The following is a 17,943-nucleotide window of genomic DNA, read 5'->3' as shown; positions in this document are numbered from 1 at the left end:
GCACGTTGTCAGGCTCCTCTGCCGCGAGGCAGAGGAGCTTTTCATTTGGGCCTTTCATTCAACCAATTTTCCCCGCCTTCCTGCTTGAAAAGGTCAGCACTGCTGTCCAAGATGTCAGCGGAACGACAAGCGATCCACGGCACAGGTGATGCGTGGACAGGTGGAGGAAACAGGAATGCTGCCGAACGCCACGAAAGCCTTCAATTTCGACCTCGGCGAAACCGCCGATGCGATCCGCGAGACCGTGCGAGACTTTGCCCAGGAGAAGATCGCGCCGCGTGCCGAGGAGATCGACCGCACCAACCAGTTTCCGCGCGATCTCTGGCCTCAGATGGGCGAGCTCGGCTTGCACGGCATCACGGTGGAAGAGGAATATGGCGGTACGGGCCTCGGCTATCTCGAGCACGTGATCGCCATGGAGGAAATCTCCCGCGCCTCCGCTTCGGTCGGCCTGTCCTATGGCGCGCACTCGAATCTGTGCGTCAACCAGATCCGCCGCAACGGCAGTGAGGAGCAGAAGCGCCGCTACCTGCCCAAGCTGATTTCCGGCGAGCATGTGGGCGCGCTGGCGATGTCCGAGCCCGGGTCCGGCTCAGACGTGGTCTCCATGCGCACCCGCGCCGAAAAGCGCGGCGACCGCTATGTGCTCAACGGCAACAAGATGTGGATCACCAACGGTCCCATAGCCGAGACGCTCGTGGTCTACGCGAAGACCGATCCGGAAGCCGGTCCGCGCGGCATCACCGCCTTCCTTATCGAGAAAGGCTTCAAGGGCTTCTCCACGCACCAGAAGCTCGACAAACTCGGCATGCGCGGGTCCGACACCTGCGAGCTGGTGTTCGAGGATTGCGAAGTGCCGGAGGAGAACGTGCTGGGCCAGGTCGGCAAAGGCGTGAACGTGCTCATGTCCGGCCTCGACTACGAGCGCGCGGTGCTGGCAGCGGGCTCCACGGGCATCATGCAGGCCTGCATGGACGTAGTGTTGCCTTACATCCATGAGCGCAAGCAGTTCGGACAGCCGATCGGCGAGTTCCAGCTCGTGCAGGGCAAGATCGCCGACATGTATGTGACGATGAATGCTGCCAAGGCCTATGTCTATGCCGTGGCCAAGGCTTGCGACCGAGGCGAAACCACGCGCGAGGACGCGGCCGGCGCGATCCTCTATGCCGCTGAGAACGCCACCAAGATGGCGCTCGATGCCATTCAGCTTCTGGGCGGAAACGGCTACATCAACGATTACCCGACGGGCCGCCTGCTGCGTGACGCGAAGCTCTACGAGATTGGCGCCGGCACCAGCGAAATCCGCCGCATGCTGATCGGCCGCGAGCTGTTCACGAAGACAGCTTAAGAGGGCTTCTTGACCTTGTAGAGCTGAAACCCGCGCCCGTTGTGCATGATCTGCAGAAGATCGGGCGCGGGGTTGGCCGTCTCATCCGGATCGGTGCCGAGCACGATCAGGTAATCGTAGAAACGTGGCCACTTGTCCCAATAATGAGGGCCATCGGCCGAGGACCCTTCTTCATCCGCATCCACGATGATGCGACTGATGGTCGGTGTATCACCATCTTCCGTATCCACATGCCCGCCATAATCGGAACGGGCGTGCAGGATCTGCTTTCCGGGCACGACGAAGAGGCGCGAGACCAGAGCAGACCTCTCGATAACGGCAAGGTTGGGGGCATGAGCCAAGGCCGCATCGACAGGCCCGTCGGCAGGATCATCCGCTTGAGCGACCAGCAGCCGTGCTCCCGGCTGCATCATACGCAGCGAGGTTTTGAGCTCCAGCAAAGGCTGCGAGATGGCGACCCAATGCGCGGAGACATCAACAATGCGAAAGGCAATGGCGACAAGGCAAACCGCAAAGAAAGCGTTGTGGTTCTCGAGCTTCTTCAGGTCGACCGAAATAAAGCCCAGGGTCATGAAGAAGATACCGACGACAAGCCTTTGATCCGCCATCCAGGAGCCGAATGCCATGCGCGGCATCGCGAGAAAGGCTGTGGTCAACACGCCAGTCATGATCAGGCCTGCAGGATGGAAACGAACCAATCCACGCCGCACGGCAATGCCGATCGCCACTGCAATGAGCATGAGGAAGGGAATATCGGTGATATCCGAGTAGACGGATAGGAAAAGCGTGATCGCCTCGAGCTTGCCTTGGGTTTCCCAGACGATTTCGTGCGAGAGCCCCCATGTCGGGCTCTTCACGAGAAGATAGAGGAATGGCAGAAACGGGAGACCGAGCGCTAGCGCACTCTTCAGCAGCCGCACAGGACGCCAGGATTTCTGCATCCACAGGCGCCAGAACTCGAAGCTGGCGATGCCAAGGCCATAGAGCCCCAAGGCCGACAGATGGCAGGTATAGAGCACAGCGCAAAACGTCAGGCTGGATAACGCTCTGATGGCAATCGATTTTTCGCTGAGCCTCATCCATACGGCAAGGCCGAACACTGCGACGCCCACGCCGAACAGGTAGTTCATCAAGCCCGTGAAAAGAAAGCCGTTATAAACGAAGAGGCCACCGACGAGAGGCCAAGCGGACCAGCGTCCGATCAGCACGCGCTGAAGCAGCACCGGTCCCAAGAGCATCAAAAGAAGCGTCAGCCCCACAAAAACACGGCCCGCCGTGTAGACGCCGAGAAATGGTGTCAGAGGCGGGACGATCAGATCCATGATGAGGTTGGGGATCGGTGCCCAACTCACCTCATAGAACTGCGAGAGCGCCTCGTTGTGGGGAATGCTCGCGAGTGCATGCATCCGCGCCAGATGGTTCGGATAGTCCTCGAGCGGTGGAACGAGGGCATAGAACAGGGGTAGGAGGATCAGTGCTGCGACAAGCCCCGTTTGCTTGAGAACAATCCATGGACGCTCGGCTCTGGTGTCGACATAAGCGGAAACGGCCATTCCGGTATCCTGCAATTCGGACATATTCTGGCCCTCGCGAACCATTGTTCAAAAGCCGCACGAATCTCGCTCGTGCTGACGGGCATAGAACTCGCGTGCTGTTCCGGTCAACCTCATCGTATGAAGAGGCTCCATGAAAAATGTCAGGAATTTCCGGGGCTGCGACGTTTCGCTCAGACTGTCCAGACATCCCGCGTGACGGCGATCAGGGAAAGCCCCTGCCCGCTCTCACGGAAGATGAGGCGCAGGCTCTTCCACGTCATCGGGGCCTCTGTGCTTTCAGCATGGAGATGCAGTTCCACAACGATGCCATTGGGCGCGAACGCTTGGTTGTTGTTGATCTCGTTCCCGCGCTGGCGCGGCTCGTTGTAAAGCACTTCGTCCGCCTTGCGGTAATCCGCATTCCACACGAACTCGTCGAAATAGCGGCGGCAGGTCGTCTCGACAGGATCCCCGCTGCCGTCCTTGTAGCCCCACAGCCGTATCTGCCGATCAATCGCACAATGCTCGACGTCTGCACGTGACAGCCGCACATCCTTGTCGTCCAGGAACACATAAGGGCTCACTATCAGCCCCTCATTGCCGACGAAGAAAGCGAGCTTCTGGAAATCACGATTGGCCAGCGCCTCCAGCACCTCGGCAACCACAGCTTGGGCAGCCTGTCGAGCGGCTTCGGGATCGAATGGCTCTGCCGCTGCAGGTCGTGCAAAGGGCACGAGGCACAGAAACAAGAAGGCGAGGATGTGTCTCATCAGGTTTTCCAATGGCCGAATTTCCTGATATTACCATCAATCTGACGAAACATTGATGCAGGGGATTCAGCGGCGTTCCGGTGGCAATCCGCGCGCCAGGCCGGTATGAGTAGCTTCTCCCAACGTCAGGAAACTCTCATGACCCTCGACAAAGCCATCGCCGACGCCCTGCGCGCTGCCTCCACTGCCACGATTACCACCGTTCTGCTGAAAAAAGGCATTCGCCGCTGCTGGATGAAGGGGCCGATGCCGGCCTTCAACGCCACGGAAAAAATGGTCGGTCGCGCCTTCACGCTGCGCTTCGTGCCTGCCCGTGAAGACCTGGCGACCCCTGAGTCCTGGGCCTCCCCCATCTCCACCCGTGCGGCCATCGAGGCCATGCCCGAAGGCTGCATCGCGGTCGTCGATTCCATGGGCGTGACCGATGCCGGAATCTTCGGCGACATTCTCACCGCGCGCATGAAGAAGCGCGGCGTCGCGGCGCTCATTACGGATGGCGTGGTGCGTGATGCGGTCGGCGTCGAGGGAACGAACCTGCCGGTCTGGTGCGCAGGCGTTGCCGCTCCTCCGTCGGTCGCTGGCCTCACCTTCGTCGGCTGGCAGGAGCCCATCGGCTGCGGCGGCGTGGCAATTTTCCCGGATGACGTGCTCGTCGCTGACCGTGACGGCGTGGTCGTTATTCCGGCCGCTCTGGTCGATGATGTCGCGAGGGCCGCGGTGGAGCAGGAGCGCTATGAGCTGTGGGTGATGCGCGAGGTGGAGAAGGGCGTGCCCCTCCCCGGCCTTTACCCACCGAATGCCGAGACGAAGGCCCGCTACGAGGCCGAGTCGAAGGCTTAAATCATCCAAAGCAGAAGGATGGCTGGTGTTTTACTACGTCTCGAAAGTCGCCTGGTTCTTCGCCACGCCATCCAACCTGCTTCTGAGCCTCATTCTCTTAGGCTTTGTGCTTACCCTCTTCCGCCGGCTGCGGACATTCGGCATCGGCTTCGCCTTCGCGATGACCGTGGTGACGATCGGATTGGGCCTTCTGCCCATTGCCACCTATCTCATGGTGCCGCTGGAAGAGCGCTTTCCACCGTTCCAAGACGACGGCAAGCCGGTGGACGGGATTGTTCTGCTCGGCGGCTCAGTGGAGGCCTCGGACTCGATTTCGCAGGGCCAACTGATTGTCAATGAATCAGCTGAGCGACTACTCGAGACGATTCAACTGGCGCATCGCTATCCGAAGGCTCGGATTCTGATCTCCGGCGGCGGCGGCACCGTGTTCGGCGATGGGGCGCGAGAGGCTCCGATCATCGCTGATTACTTCAGAAGCATCGGCATAGATCCCGCCCGCATCATCGTGGAAGACCGCTCTCGGACCACATCGGAGAACGCGACTTATTCACGAGACTTGGTGCAGCCGCGCGAGGGCGAACGCTGGCTTCTCGTGACATCGGCCTGGCACATGCCCCGCGCGATCGGCGTCTTCGAGAAGGTGGGCTTTGCCGTCACGGCCTATCCGGTGGATTTCCGCACGGGCGGCGGATCGAACAACTATCACCCCTTTGCCTTCGTCTCCGATGGGCTGCGGCGGCTCGATGTCGGCACGAAGGAATGGGCCGGTCTCATCGGCTATTACCTGACAGGCCGCACGAACGAGCTTTTTCCTTCGCCTCACTCTTCGTCGGCTGCCGTGGGAAGCGCGAGCCGATAGGTGCCACGAAAGTCGTCGGGATCGACCGGCCTGCCCTTCCGCAAAATTGCGATCCGCCCCTCCTTCATCAGGCGAACGGCAACCTTTCGCACCGGCTGCATGAGAGGCCCCCAGCCGTCCGGCTGATTGCCGCCGATGGCCTGAGCCACATCCGCAGGCCCGATGGTCCTGCCAGGGCCGCGCTCGTTGAGCAGCGCGAGCATGACACTTTCAATCTCTTCGGGATTGGCGTTCCTAGGCATCGTCGCGCCCCAGCGCAGCGTCACGCGCATCCGACAGGAATTGCCGGCGCCACATGACGAACAGAATGCCTGCCGTCGCCGCAATGAAGAGATAAGAGCTGATGAACCAGCCGAGATAGGCGAGCGAGAAGAAGAAGGCTCGCTGGCCGCGATTGAAATGCTTGCCAGCCACCACGTTCATCGCGGCAGCTTGGCGGGCGACGACCAACGCTTCCTCGCGACTGCCCTCCTTCAGCACAGGAACGGAGCCGACGATGATCGCCATGTAATTGAAGAGGCGGTACGACCAGGCGAACTTGAAGAAGGCATAGACGAAGATGATCGCAAGACCGATCACCTTCACCTCCCAGGCAAGCCGCGTCGGAGGCAGGCCGAAGGGCAGCTCGGTAAAGATCGGCAGAACCTCTTCCGTCGAGCGCAGAAGGGCCAGCACACCGCCGATGGCGATGAGCGAGGTGGAGGCAAAGAAGGCCGTGCCATTCATCAGGGAAGCCATAATGGTGGTATCCACGATCCGGTTTTCGCGTACCACCAGCTGCTCCATCCAGCGGAAGCGGTACTGGTTCATCACCTTATTGAGGCTTCTCTGCCCCGGAGCGGTGAACTCAAGCGCGGCATGATAGCCGAACCACGCCAGAAGGAAGAAAGCCAGCGCCGCATAATCGAGAAAGGTGAACCCGAGCAACCTTCGCCTCCGTTGACTCTGCCGCTATCATGCCCAGTTTGGAGAAAGCCTCAACGGAGCGACTTAAGCATGCCTCAGACCATCACACGCGGCTACAAGACATTGCTCGATGAGGCCAGCGCAAAGATCCGGACCTTGCCCATACAAGAGGCGATAGCGCTGCACGGACACGAGGATGTGGTGTTCGTGGACCTGCGCGATCCGCGCGAGCTGGAGCGGGAGGGCCGCATCCCTGGTGCCGTGCATTGCCCGCGCGGCATGCTGGAATTCTGGATCGATCCGGAAAGTCCTTATCACAAGCCGGTTTTCGCCCAGGACAAGACCTTCGTGTTCTTCTGCGCCGCCGGCTGGCGGTCGGCCCTCTCGGCCGCGACCGCCCAGGATATGGGGCTGAAGCCCGTCGCCCATGTCGAAGGCGGCTTCACCGCGTGGAGGAAGGCCGGCGGGCCCGTCGAGCAGCTGGAGCCCAAAACCTAAACTGTTCTGCGAACCTCGAATCCACCTGCCTCATTGAGCTCGTGATCCGCCCCCTCCACGGGCTCGACAAGTTGTACCAAGGAGCTCGCAGGCCCCTGATGGCAAGCCTTGAGCATGACCTCGACCATCTCGCCGGGACCTGAGAACACTGCCTCGACACGGCCGTCATACCGGTTCCGCACCCAACCTTTCAGTCCGTGCAGCTCCGCCTGATGGTGGACCCAGGCACGGAAGCCTACGCCCTGGACACGTCCGTGGATCAGCACATGAGCAATTCGGTTCGTGGTCATCGTCCCTCAAGTGTGAGCATGACGGGCGTCCGTGTGGCGTCCCGAATAATCCTCATCGAGAGTCTGGATGATACGCTCCCCATTCTGCGGGTCTACCTTGCGCAGGATCTCGTCGATCTTCGCCTCCATCCGATCATCCCCCTCCTTCGACTGGGGAGAGCCCACATAGAGGAGGATGGCCAGGCCGCCGACCTGCCAGAGAAGCTGCAGGAACTCGGACTGCCAGTTCTCCAGGGTGTCTCGCATCATCACGATGAGATAATCGGACGTCACGACAGGTTGGGCATGAGCCTGCTGCTCGCTGACATAGGCAAACCAGCCGAAGAGCCAGTGGCCAACAATGGAGATCAGGAAGAATCCCAAGGTCACCCAGGCATAGCCGTAAGCCTTCCAGATCGAGTGTGTTTTCGTGTCCATCTTAAACTCCATACGCGCCGTGCGGACTCAACGCGCGCCTATGGCAAAGGTTCTGATGAAAGGGGAAAACGACGCTCGCTCTTACTTGTCGATCCTACTTGCGGATCGTGCTGGAAGGCGCAGCGAAGAGTGGGCGAACCTTGGGCTGCTGCGGAGCCGGGGCCGTGGAACTTTGCGTCTTCGGTAGCCAGACGCCGAGGCTTTGGATGTAATCCTCGGGCAAGCCGGCATGGGCAGCCGCTTCGATGACGCCTTCCATATAGCCGGGCTTTGGCGTGCCGGGCTTCGCGCTGCGTCCGATATAGACGATTGCGCGGCGAGGCCCTTTATCCGTCACGACCGGCTGAACCACCTTGGTATAGAGCCCGGTCGAAAGGCTCTCATAGCGGTCGAGCGCCGGAATGTCTGCAAGGGCCAGTTCCCACACCATGCCCCAGACCACGCGCTGGGGATCGCGCACCACGGACGCATAGCCTCCATCGAAGATGATGAAGCGATGGCGCATGAGCCGCGCGATGCCCATCGGCTTCGAGGCCGGGCAGCGCTGGAGCATGGCGGCTTGGTCCATGTTGGACCCATAGGCGAAATAGAGGGGCATGAGACCTGTTTAAAAGCGGCCGGTCACTTTCAAGCGAACTCGAGAATGATGGCATCGACGGCGAGGCTGTCGCCCTCTTTGGCATGGATTTTGGCGATTGTGCCGTCACGCTCGGCGCGCAGCACGTTTTCCATCTTCATCGCCTCGACGATGCAGAGCGGCTCGCCCGCCTTCACCTCCTGCCCCTGAACCACGCTGATCGCCTTCACCAGCCCCGGCATCGGGCACAGAAGCTGCTTACCCGTATCGGCCTCCAGTCGCTCCGGCATCAGGGCCGCCAGTTCCGCCTCGCGCCTGGTATAGACGCGCACCTCGGCCGCGGCGCCCGCATGCGAGAGAGCGACACCGTTGAGGATAGGCCGCACCTGCACCGCGACGGTCGCGCCACCCACCGAGCCGGTCCAGACCGGCTCGCCCGGCACCCAAGCGGATTCAATCGGCCAGGATTGGCCATCGATCACGACGGCGAAACCGCCCTCAATGTCCTCGACCACCACCTCATGCCGCTCGGAGCCGAGGAGCACCACGCGCTCCCGGTCGAACTTGAAGGCGGAGGCGGCGCGCATCTGGCCCAAGATATGGCGCTTGCGCTCGTTCATCAGGTGGTCGATGGCAGCCCCCACGGCGGCCATGCGCAAAGCCACCTCGCCTTCAGGCGCGGGCGCCTTGAAGCCCTGCGGGAACTCCTCCGCAATAAAGCCCGTGGAGAGCTTGCCGCTCTTCCAGCGCGGATGCTGCATCAGCGCAGAGAGGAACGGGATGTTGTGGCGGATACCGTCGATGGCGAAGGCATCAAGCGCGGTGGCTTGGGCCTCAATCGCCTGCTCGCGGGTCGGCGCATGGGTCACCAGCTTGGCGATCATCGGATCGTAATAGATCGAGATCTCGCCGCCCTCGTAGACGCCCGTATCGTTGCGCACGGTCACGCCAGCCACAGTGCCTTCCTGGGGCGGGCGGTAGGTCACGAGACGGCCCGTGGAGGGCAGGAAGTTGCGCACCGGGTCTTCCGCATAGATGCGGCTTTCCACCGACCAGCCGTTGAGCTTCACATCCGCCTGCTTGAGGCGCAGCTTCTCGCCGGCGGCCACGCGGATCATCTCCTCCACCAAATCGATGCCGGTGATCATCTCGGTCACCGGGTGCTCGACCTGCAGGCGGGTGTTCATTTCGAGGAAGTAGAACGACTTGTCCTGGCCCGCCACGAACTCCACGGTGCCGGCGGAATCGTAGCCGACCGCCTTGGCCAGCGCCACCGCCTGCTCACCCATGAGCCGGCGCGTCTCCTCGTCGAGCAGCGGCGACGGGGCCTCCTCAATGACCTTCTGGTTGCGGCGCTGGATCGAGCATTCGCGCTCGCCGAGATAGATCACGTTGCCGTGCTTGTCGCCGAGCACCTGGATCTCGATGTGGCGCGGATCGGTGATGAACTTCTCGATGAAGACGCGGTCATCGCCGAATGACGAGGCCGCTTCCGACCTGGCGCGGGCGAAGCCCTCGGCCACCTCGTCGGCGGAGGAGGCGATGCGCATGCCCTTGCCGCCGCCGCCGGCGGAGGCCTTGATCATCACCGGATAGCCGATCTCGTCGGCGATCTGCACCGCCTGTTCCGGCCCCTCGATGACGCCGAGATAGCCCGGCACCGTAGAGACTTTCGCCGCAGCGGCCGCCTTCTTCGACTCGATCTTGTCGCCCATGGCGGCAATGGCGCCGGGATTGGGGCCGATGAAGACGATGCCCGCCTCGGCCAGCGCCTTGGGGAATGCCTCGCGCTCGGAGAGGAAGCCGTAACCGGGATGGACCGCCTGAGCACCGGTCTGTTTGCAGGCTTCGACGATCTTCTCGATCACCAGATAGGATTGGGCGGCGGCCGCGGGACCGATGTGGACAGCCTCATCGGCCATGTCCACGTGGAGCGCATCCTTGTCGGCATCGGAATAGACCGCGACCGTCTTGATGCCCATGCGCCGGGCGGTCTTGATTACACGGCACGCAATCTCGCCGCGGTTCGCAATCAGGATCTTGTCGAACATGAGCCTCGGATGCTCCACCCTCAAAGAACTTAGCCCCACCTCCGTTACTGCACATCGGTGCATTCGGGAAGCAGGGCCAGCATAGCATTTAGATTAGGTGGCAGCGCTGCCTTAGGCCGCTATAAGGCTCAAGCGCGCCTGCTGGCGTCCGCGCATGATGAAGTCGAGAAGCGCCACATCCACATAGCCCGCCTCGTCCAGGATGGCATAGGCAATGTTCATGCCGTTGCGGCTCGGACCGCTGACCTCGAGCACGGTCGCCAGCCAAAGAGCATCGTCATTGCTCACCACCCCATGCGGCGCCCGCTTCCAGACCACGAAATCGACGACGAGCTTGGTCAGCGCCATGCCCCAGCTCTCCTCGGCCTCGATCATTCGGTCGAGCGCCAGGAGTGACTCCACCTCCGGTCGAGTGGTGATGCCCTCTCCCAGAATCTCACCCGTGAGCTTCTTCACGTCATCGGCAGAAATGAAGTTACGCTCGACTGCGCCATCGATGAAATCGCGAAGACTATCCTTTAACATCCCTGTGACTCCCCCCGGCTTTTACTTGCACCAGCCGGTTGATCTCTTGTGTGGGGATGACTGTCACACAGGGGCAGGCGTCAAACCGTTAACGCGTAATTCTGAATCGTTGTTGAGGTTAAGCCTTATTGAGACTTCTTGGTTGCCGGATTCTTTCTGCAGCGAATTCCCCAGCAATGCCGTGGCTTTCGCTGCGAGCGTCCTCCAGCATTGCAATCCCGCAAGGTTGCTCTTTCCGCCCTTCTTCTCACAGCGGTGATACCTATGTCGCAGGCATACGGCGCGATTGTCGCGCCCTCCGTTAAGGAACATAGCCATGCGGCACCACGGCATCCATCACGTCACCGCCATTGCGGGTCCGGCCCGTCGCAACCTCGATTTCTACACCCGGGTCCTTGGGCTTCGCCTCGTCAAGAAGACGGTGAACTTCGACGACCCGGGCACCTACCATTTCTATTTCGGCGACAGCCACGGCAGCCCGGGCTCGATCCTCACCTTCTTCCCCTGGGAGCATGTGGCGCCGGGGCGCACGGGCGTGGGCTCGACCTCCGAGACGGCCTTCCGCGTACCGGAGAGCGCCCTCGGCTATTGGACTCATCGCTTCATCGAACAGGGCGTCGAGCATGGCGCGCTGGAGAAGCGCTTCGGCCAGAGCGTTCTGACCTTCAAGGACCCGCATGGCACGAGCCTGTCTCTTGTGGGCATTGCCGATGCCGACAAAGAGGACGCCTGGACAGCAGGAGAGATCCCGACCGAGCATGCGATCCGTGGCCTGGAAGGCGTCACGCTGCTCGTCGAGAACGGCGAGCCGACGGGCGCGATCCTCACCGACGTCTTCGGCTTCAGCGAAGTGGCCCGTGACGGCTCTCTCGTGCGCTACAGGAGCGATGCCACCATCGGCAGCACGGTCGATATCCGCAGCGTCGGTGGTTTCCTGCCGGGACGCATGGGCGGCGGCTCGGTCCATCACATTGCCTTCCGCGCGGCTGACGATGCGGAGCAGGAAGAGATGGTGAAGAAGCTTGCGGAAAAGCACGGCCTCCACACCACGGAGCAGAAGGATCGCAACTACTTCCGCTCGGCCTATTTCCGCGAGCCGAACGGCATTCTCTTCGAGATCGCCACGGACGGCCCCGGCTTTGCGGCCGACGAAGCCGAGGATCGGTTGGGCAGCGAGCTGAAGCTCCCCGCCTTCCTCGAGCCGCGCCGCCCGAGCATCGAAGCCCATCTGCCTGAACTGGCCTAAAATCCTCAAGCCCTCTCCCGACTGTGGTCGGGAGAGGGAGAAAGCACGCTGATGACAGAATTCTCCTTCATCCATCGCTATGAGCCCGCGACCGATCAAGGCCGCCCGCCCCTGCTGCTGCTTCACGGTACCGGTGGCGACGAAAACGATTTGATCAACTTGGGCCGCATGGTCTCTCCCGGATCCGCCCTGCTCTCCCCGCGCGGCAAGATCCTGGAGAACGGCATGCCGCGCTTCTTCCGCCGATTGGCGGAAGGCGTGTTCGACGAAGAAGATGTGCGCTTTCGCGCCAACGAATTGGCGGATTTCGTCGCCGAGGCTCGGGACGCGTACGGCCTTGGGGCTCCGATTGCGCTGGGCTTCTCCAACGGCGCGAATATTGCAGCCGCCATGCTGATGCTGCGTCCTGAAGCCCTGGCCGGAGCAGCACTGCTGCGCGCCATGATCCCGCTCAGCGATGCTCCGAAGGTGGACCTCACCGGCAAGCGCGTGCTCATGGTGTCGGGCCAGATGGATCCGATCATTCCGACGGAGAATTCAGCGCGTCTTGCAACATCGCTCGCCGCGTCGGGCGCCGATGTTCAGCACGAAACGCTGCCGACCGGACACGGCCTGTCGCAGACGGACCTTCAGTTGCTCGTGAAGTGGTTTGCGGAAAGCCGCAAATAAGAGGCTTCCCGAGCACGAACTTCATCCCGAGGAGGGTTGCGTGAGCAATCCATCTCAAAGGAGTGTCCAGCACGCATTGGATCCTCCTTCGGGACGCAGACTTCGTCTGTTCCTCAGGATGAGGGGCTGAGAGCGTTATTGGCTGGGTTGAAGCACGCCCGTCTCGAAGAAGCGATCGATCGCTTCTTCCGCAGGCTTGATGTCGATGCCGCGCTCTTTCAGCCAGTCATCGTTGAAATGCGTGCTGCGATAGCGCTCCCCTGAATCGCACAGAAGCGTCACGACGGAGCCCTTCTCGCCGCGCTGCACCATCTCGCCGATGAGCTGCGCCACGGCCCAGAGATTGGTGCCCGTCGAGCCGCCGCAGGAACGGCCGATGCGACGCGAGAGAACGCGGGCCGCCGCGATGCTCGCCGCATCCGGCACGGCGTAAGCGCGGTCGATGAGTTCCGGGACGAAGGACGGCTCGCAGCGCGGACGACCGATGCCTTCGATCACGGAGGGCGGTTCGCAGATACTGCACAGGCTGCGGTCGGCGAGATGCCGGTGAAACACGGACGCTTCCGGATCGGCAAGACACAGCTTCGTCGGCAGGCGGCGATAGCGAATGTAGCGCCCGAGCGTCGCCGAGGTGCCGCCGGTGCCTGCCCCGACCACGATCCAGCTCGGCACCGGATATTCCTCCTGCGCCATCTGGCTGAAGATGGATTCCGCGATATTGTTGTTGCCGCGCCAATCCGTCGCCCGCTCGGCATAGGTGAACTGGTCCATGTAATGGCCGCCGAGTTCGGCTGCTAGCCGCGCGCTCTCCTCGTACATCGCAGCAGGGCTATCCACGAAATGGCTCTCGCCGCCATAGAAGGCGATCTGCGCGATCTTCTCGGCCGAGGTGGAACGCGGCATCACCGCGATGAAGCGAAGCCCCAGCATCCGCGCGAAATAGGCTTCCGACACGGCAGTCGATCCGCTCGATGCCTCGACGATCGTCGTGTTCGGCCCGATCCAGCCGTTGCACAGCCCATACAGAAACAGCGAGCGCGCCAGCCGGTGCTTGAGGCTTCCTGACGGATGGGTCGATTCATCCTTCAGATAAAGCGACACGCCCGGCACCGCCGGCAGCGGCACGCGCAAGAGATGCGTATCCGACGAGCGGTTGAAATCCGCCTCGATGATCTTGATGGCATTGGAGACCCAGGAGCGGTCGCACGAAAAGATTAAGGTCATGTCTTGATCCCGCCTCAGCAATAGTGCCCGGATCGGCTGTCCAGGCCTGGGAGATTGGAGATACGCCTTATCGAGGTCGGCGGAGCAAAGCAATGACACCAGCCGCCTGCTCTGGCTGTTCATAAAATTGCTTGATTTAACGACGAGCGGCGGCCGTGACAGCCAAATTTGGGGTGGTGTCGGTCAATGCCATCATAGAATGGAAGCCATTGGCAAGGAGGTGTGCCAAGCAGTCGTAGCCGCGATCACCCATGTGGAACCTGTCGCTCGACAGCATGGAACCCAGGATATTGCCCGAGTGCTCACTCCATTCCTTCATGAGCCTATAGCGCGAGAACACCGGCACCTGCTCGGCGGCGGCGGTCGAGCCAACGAGGTTCACGAAACGCTCATACCGCGCGGGATCCTTGATCGCTGGGTAATATTGCTGATCGACGAGAAGCACCTCGACGTCATATCCTTGTGCGGCATCGATCCCCTGCCTCAGGTAGATCGGGAACCCTGCCTCATCTGCTCCCTTGACGGCATCGTTCGTGCCGACTTGCCAGATGACCAGGTCCGGCTTGCCCGCCTTGAGGGCAGCCTCGAGGCGCCTAACCGTTTCAGGAATCGTCTCCCCGCCCCTTCCGGCATTCTCGACGGTGACCGTGCTTTTCCACATCCGAGCAAGATCAGTCTGGAGTTGAGCCGGATAAGAGAATACCGGCGAGGAAGCCCCAACACCTTGCGTTGACGAGGATCCGATGGCCAGGATCCGCACGGGTTCATGCCGCCGGAGCCTCGACGTGATCCTCTCCAGCTTCAGTGGGGCCGAAAAGATCGGTTGGGACGCACGACATGCGCCGTCATCCGCGAGCGCAGTGCTACTCGCGCCGACCAGGATGATTGTCCCTAGTGCGGAAGCTGTCCGGACGATACCGAGACGAGGCCAGATTTTCCGACCCGCTCTTGCCTGGGAGCGGTCGAGCCCTTCTTTGTCCATTCGAGGTATCGCGCCAGTAGGAGAAGACCAAGGATTCCTAAAAAGGTGAATACCATACCGACGATGTGCGGACTAGCGGACGACTTCACGGCCGCCAGTGTCATGATGACCTCTCCGAGGGCGCTCAGGATCGATCCGATCGCGAAGACCGGCAAGGAGTAGCGCCCGAGCCGCATCATCTCCGCTCCGAAGGCAGTTCCTTGCAGAGCCTGTCCCAATCGAAGCTGCGTCACCACATAGGCTAGCGCCAGGAAGTGAAGCAGGCGGCCGAGACCGAGATCGCTCTTGATGATGTCGAAATTGACGAAGGCACTCCAGAGCAGGTTCGGCGCAAGGCCGAACGCATTCGTCATGATGACCAGCGAGGCCGCGAGGAACACAACGGCTCCCAGGAACGCAGGACGCCAATAAGGCGTCCCCTTCTGAGAGAGGGATGCCCCTGTAAAAAGTCCAATCGTGAACAGAAGCTGCCACGCGAATGGATTAAAGAACCACCTTCCGGGCTCGGGCCAGCTCGGCAGAGCGAGCACGTCCACGCGAGCCAGCACGTAAATACCGATCGACACCGCGGCGGCCAGTGCCACATGGATCCTCAGGAGGATCATGGCCACCGGAGCCCAGAGCATGAGGGCGATATAGAGGGGAAGTATATTGAAGTAGCCGAGCTGATGGCCGAGCAGGAGAACACCCGTGATGCCACGTGCCGTATCCTCGAACACGGCACTTCTGCCATGAGCCTCGATCATGCCGATATCATCGCTGATCACGTAACCCACGGAGAACAACGCCATTGCGGCACCGGTCAGGATCAAGTGCATGCGATAGAGCTCGAACGAGCGACGCAGGCAGCGTCGCGCGACTCTGAGAATCCCGGTCTGCGGCAGCCGGGGATAATAGACGAGGGCAACCGACAGGCCGGAAATGAAAACAAAGGCTTCGGCCGCATCCGAGAAGCCGTAATTGCGTGGTGTCAGGTGCTCGAGAATATTGCCGGGAACGTGATTGACGAAGATGATGACGAGGACGAGCCCACGCCAGAAATCGATCACGGTGTTGCGGCCTCCCAAGGCGTGCATTCCCTGTCCTCTTTGATTTTTTGGTAACGACAAAACGCCAGAAACAGCAGCGGGATCCGGCAATCGTCATCAACTCTTCGAGACGGACACGGATCGTCAGTCGGTATTCCAGATTCACCCGGGACGAGGCAAGCGTGACAGAGAACCGCGCGCGACCAAACGGCCATGCGCGGCTCTCTTTCAGATTTCGAGAATTTTTCAGGTTCCGTCTAAGAAGAGCGCGGATTTCTTCGCTGTTACAGCGGAATGTTGTCGTGCTTCTTCCAGGGCCGCTCGGTTTCCTTGTGCCGCAGCATCGCCAGCGCCCGCGCGATCCGCCGCCTTGTCGAGTGCGGCATGATCACCTCGTCGATGTAGCCGCGCTCGGCGGCGACGAACGGCGACATGAAGCGGTCCTCGTATTCCCTGGTGCGGGCGGCGATCTTCTCCTGGTCGCCAAGGTCCTGGCGGAAGATGATTTCCACCGCGCCCTTGGCGCCCATCACGGCGATCTGCGCGGTCGGCCAGGCGTAATTGACATCGCCGCCGATATGCTTCGAGGCCATCACGTCATAGGCGCCGCCGAAGGCCTTGCGCGTGATCACCGTCACCAGCGGCACGGTCGCTTCGGAATAGGCAAACAGCAGCTTCGCGCCGTGCTTGATCAGGCCGCCATATTCCTGCGCCGTGCCCGGCAGGAAGCCCGGCACGTCCTCGAAGGTGACGATCGGGATGTTGAAGGCATCGCAGAAGCGCACGAAGCGCGCCGCCTTGCGGGAGGCATCCGCGTCGAGCACGCCCGCCAGCACCATCGGCTGGTTGGCGACAAAGCCCACCGTGCGGCCCTCGATGCGCGCAAAGCCGGTGATGATGTTCTTGGCGTAGGATTCCTGAATCTCGAAGAAGTCGCCCTCGTCCACGACCTTCAGGATCAGTTCCTTCATGTCGTAGGGCTTGTTCGGGTTATCCGGGATCAGGGTGTCGAGGCTGTCGTCCGTGCGGTTCGGATCGTCGAAGCTCGGGATCTCTGGCACGCCGTCCATGTTGTTGGCGGGCAGGAAGTCGATGAGGCGGCGCACCTGGAGGAGCGCCTCCACGTCGTTGTCGTAAGCGCCGTCCGCCACCGAGGACTTGGTGGTGTGCACCTTGGCGCCGCCGAGCTCCTCCGCGGTCACGGTCTCGTTGGTGACGGTCTTCACCACGTCCGGGCCGGTGACGAACATGTAGGAGCGGTCGCGCACCATGAAGATGAAGTCGGTCATGGCGGGCGAATAGACGTCGCCGCCGGCGCAGGGGCCCATGATCACCGAGATCTGCGGAATGACCCCTGAGGCGATCACGTTGCGCTTGAACACCTCGCCGTAGCCGCCGAGCGCCGCCACGCCCTCCTGGATGCGCGCGCCGCCGGCATCGAACAGGCCGACGATGGGGGCGCGAACTTTAAGCGCCATGTCCTGGATCTTGGTGATCTTCTGGGCGTGCGCCTCGGAGAGCGACCCGCCGAAGACGGTAAAATCCTTGGCGAAGACGAAGACCGTGCGGCCGTTCACCGTACCCCAGCCGGTGACGACGCCGTCGCCGGGGATCTTCACCTTTTCCATGCCGAAATCGGTGGAGCGGTGCTCGACGAACATGTCGAACTCCTCGAACGACCCCTTGTCCAGCAGGAGCTCGATGCGCTCACGCGCCGTGAGCTTGCCTCGGGCATGCTGCGCCTCGATGCGCTTTTCGCCGCCGCCGAGGCGGGCCTGAGCCCGCCGCTCTTCAAGCCGTTCGAGAATGTCTTTCATGGTGGTCCCTGGTGCCGGGAGGAATGGTTACGTCCCGCTTAGCACAGCCGTACGGGTCTCAAAATGCCACTAACGGAGTGTGCTCCGCAGCACCTTTCATTTTCCCTCTAGCGCCCCATTTCACGAAACAAAGTAACAATTTCATTGGAGATAACCCATGAAAACCATCTACAAGGCCGCAGTGATTGCTGCGGCCCTCTCCATCTCAGCTGCAGTCTACGCAGTCTTCTTCGCGGGCAGCGACAATGCCAAGGCCGCTGAACTGGCCAATCTGAAGGGGGAGATGCTGGCCATCGAGCAGGCCTTCATCCAGAAAAAGGGCGGCATCAGCTTCCATTGCGCTTGAAAGCCTCCAGATGCA

Annotated in this window: 19 protein-coding genes and 1 pseudogene; 7 read left to right on the top strand and 13 right to left on the bottom strand. The window is 61.5% G+C overall.

Features of this window, described 5'->3' with window-relative positions; genetic code table 11:
- Positions 1-175 precede the first annotated feature (175 nt).
- Positions 176-1,348 carry an isovaleryl-CoA dehydrogenase gene (locus tag ACUXUR_RS15445; protein ID WP_445503230.1) on the top strand — a complete coding sequence of 391 codons (1,173 nt, stop codon included), beginning with the start codon at positions 176-178 and terminating at the stop codon, positions 1,346-1,348.
- Here ACUXUR_RS15445 and ACUXUR_RS15440 read toward each other — a convergent pair.
- Both ACUXUR_RS15440 and ACUXUR_RS15435 read right to left on the bottom strand, forming a co-directional pair.
- Complete coding sequence (locus ACUXUR_RS15440; protein WP_445503229.1) at positions 1,345-2,901, bottom strand: hypothetical protein; 1,557 nt, start codon at positions 2,899-2,901, stop codon at positions 1,345-1,347. The two genes, ACUXUR_RS15445 and ACUXUR_RS15440, sit on opposite strands and share 4 nt — an antisense overlap.
- Positions 2,902-3,074: 173 nt before the next feature.
- Positions 3,075-3,653, bottom strand: a complete 579-nt coding sequence (locus ACUXUR_RS15435; RefSeq protein ID WP_445503228.1) for a hypothetical protein — start codon at positions 3,651-3,653, stop codon at positions 3,075-3,077.
- 138 nt (positions 3,654-3,791) lie between these two features.
- Here ACUXUR_RS15435 and ACUXUR_RS15430 point away from each other — a divergent pair, with 138 nt between their 5' ends.
- Together ACUXUR_RS15430 and ACUXUR_RS15425 are read left to right on the top strand one after the other, a co-directional pair.
- Positions 3,792-4,493 carry a ribonuclease activity regulator RraA gene (locus tag ACUXUR_RS15430; protein ID WP_445503227.1) on the top strand — a complete coding sequence of 234 codons (702 nt, stop codon included), beginning with the start codon at positions 3,792-3,794 and terminating at the stop codon, positions 4,491-4,493.
- 25 nt (positions 4,494-4,518) lie between these two features.
- A complete protein-coding gene (locus tag ACUXUR_RS15425) occupies positions 4,519-5,352 on the top strand; it encodes a YdcF family protein (protein ID WP_445503226.1) in 834 nt (277 codons plus the stop codon).
- Here the strand turns inward: ACUXUR_RS15425 and ACUXUR_RS15420 are convergent.
- Both ACUXUR_RS15420 and ACUXUR_RS15415 read right to left on the bottom strand, forming a co-directional pair.
- Positions 5,313-5,594: a DUF3253 domain-containing protein gene (locus ACUXUR_RS15420; protein WP_445503225.1), complete on the bottom strand. Its 282-nt coding sequence runs from the start codon at positions 5,592-5,594 to the stop codon at positions 5,313-5,315. The genes ACUXUR_RS15425 and ACUXUR_RS15420 overlap by 40 nt on opposite strands.
- The gene (locus ACUXUR_RS15415; protein WP_445503224.1) at positions 5,587-6,279 is read right to left on the bottom strand and encodes a DUF599 domain-containing protein; all 693 of its coding nucleotides are present in this window, start codon (positions 6,277-6,279) and stop codon (positions 5,587-5,589) included. The genes ACUXUR_RS15420 and ACUXUR_RS15415 overlap by 8 nt, the downstream gene beginning before the upstream one ends.
- Before the next feature lie 69 nt (positions 6,280-6,348).
- On the opposite strand from ACUXUR_RS15415, the gene ACUXUR_RS15410 reads away from it, so the two are divergent.
- Complete coding sequence (locus ACUXUR_RS15410) at positions 6,349-6,756, top strand: rhodanese-like domain-containing protein (RefSeq protein ID WP_445503223.1); 408 nt, start codon at positions 6,349-6,351, stop codon at positions 6,754-6,756.
- Here ACUXUR_RS15410 and ACUXUR_RS15405 read toward each other — a convergent pair.
- The 5 genes and pseudogenes from ACUXUR_RS15405 to ACUXUR_RS15385 form a co-directional block, all read right to left on the bottom strand.
- Positions 6,753-7,046 carry an acylphosphatase gene (locus ACUXUR_RS15405; protein ID WP_445503222.1) on the bottom strand — a complete coding sequence of 98 codons (294 nt, stop codon included), beginning with the start codon at positions 7,044-7,046 and terminating at the stop codon, positions 6,753-6,755. The two genes, ACUXUR_RS15410 and ACUXUR_RS15405, sit on opposite strands and share 4 nt — an antisense overlap.
- A 6-nt stretch (positions 7,047-7,052) precedes the next feature.
- The gene (locus ACUXUR_RS15400; RefSeq protein WP_445503221.1) at positions 7,053-7,463 is read right to left on the bottom strand and encodes a DUF6766 family protein; all 411 of its coding nucleotides are present in this window, start codon (positions 7,461-7,463) and stop codon (positions 7,053-7,055) included.
- A gap of 184 nt (positions 7,464-7,647) precedes the next feature.
- Positions 7,648-8,061 (bottom strand): annotated as a pseudogene (locus ACUXUR_RS15395) (gamma-glutamylcyclotransferase family protein); the annotation flags it as partial.
- Between the two features lie 29 nt (positions 8,062-8,090).
- Positions 8,091-10,091: an acetyl-CoA carboxylase biotin carboxylase subunit gene (locus ACUXUR_RS15390; RefSeq protein WP_445503220.1), complete on the bottom strand. Its 2,001-nt coding sequence runs from the start codon at positions 10,089-10,091 to the stop codon at positions 8,091-8,093.
- 111 nt (positions 10,092-10,202) lie between these two features.
- Entirely contained in the window at positions 10,203-10,616 is a 414-nt protein-coding gene (locus ACUXUR_RS15385) for a hypothetical protein (protein WP_445503219.1), read from the bottom strand.
- Between the two features lie 316 nt (positions 10,617-10,932).
- Between ACUXUR_RS15385 and ACUXUR_RS15380 the strand changes: the two genes are divergently transcribed.
- Complete coding sequence (locus ACUXUR_RS15380) at positions 10,933-11,862, top strand: ring-cleaving dioxygenase (protein ID WP_445503218.1); 930 nt, start codon at positions 10,933-10,935, stop codon at positions 11,860-11,862.
- Positions 11,863-11,913: 51 nt separating this feature from the next.
- Positions 11,914-12,531 (top strand): alpha/beta hydrolase, encoded by a 618-nt coding sequence (locus tag ACUXUR_RS15375; RefSeq protein WP_445503217.1) that lies wholly within the window; start codon positions 11,914-11,916, stop codon positions 12,529-12,531.
- 135 nt (positions 12,532-12,666) lie between these two features.
- Here the strand turns inward: ACUXUR_RS15375 and ACUXUR_RS15370 are convergent, their stop codons facing one another.
- From ACUXUR_RS15370 to ACUXUR_RS15355, 4 genes are all read right to left on the bottom strand, one after another.
- Positions 12,667-13,755: a PLP-dependent cysteine synthase family protein gene (locus ACUXUR_RS15370; protein ID WP_445503216.1), complete on the bottom strand. Its 1,089-nt coding sequence runs from the start codon at positions 13,753-13,755 to the stop codon at positions 12,667-12,669.
- 136 nt (positions 13,756-13,891) lie between these two features.
- The gene (locus ACUXUR_RS15365) at positions 13,892-14,737 is read right to left on the bottom strand and encodes an SGNH/GDSL hydrolase family protein (RefSeq protein ID WP_445503215.1); all 846 of its coding nucleotides are present in this window, start codon (positions 14,735-14,737) and stop codon (positions 13,892-13,894) included.
- Positions 14,647-15,813 carry an OpgC family protein gene (locus ACUXUR_RS15360; RefSeq protein WP_445503214.1) on the bottom strand — a complete coding sequence of 389 codons (1,167 nt, stop codon included), beginning with the start codon at positions 15,811-15,813 and terminating at the stop codon, positions 14,647-14,649. Before ACUXUR_RS15360 ends, ACUXUR_RS15365 begins: the two co-directional genes overlap by 91 nt.
- 236 nt (positions 15,814-16,049) lie before the next feature.
- On the bottom strand, positions 16,050-17,582 hold the full coding sequence (locus ACUXUR_RS15355; protein ID WP_445503213.1) for an acyl-CoA carboxylase subunit beta: 1,533 nt from the start codon (positions 17,580-17,582) through the stop codon (positions 16,050-16,052).
- A 157-nt stretch (positions 17,583-17,739) separates the two neighbouring features.
- On the opposite strand from ACUXUR_RS15355, the gene ACUXUR_RS15350 reads away from it, so the two are divergent.
- Positions 17,740-17,928, top strand: a complete 189-nt coding sequence (locus ACUXUR_RS15350; RefSeq protein ID WP_445503212.1) for a hypothetical protein — start codon at positions 17,740-17,742, stop codon at positions 17,926-17,928.
- The last annotated feature ends 15 nt before the right edge of the window (positions 17,929-17,943 follow it).

This window comes from Microvirga medicaginis (assembly GCF_052658925.1).
The sequence above is the reverse complement of the archived record's forward strand: the minus strand, read 5'-3'. Positions and strand labels throughout refer to the sequence as shown.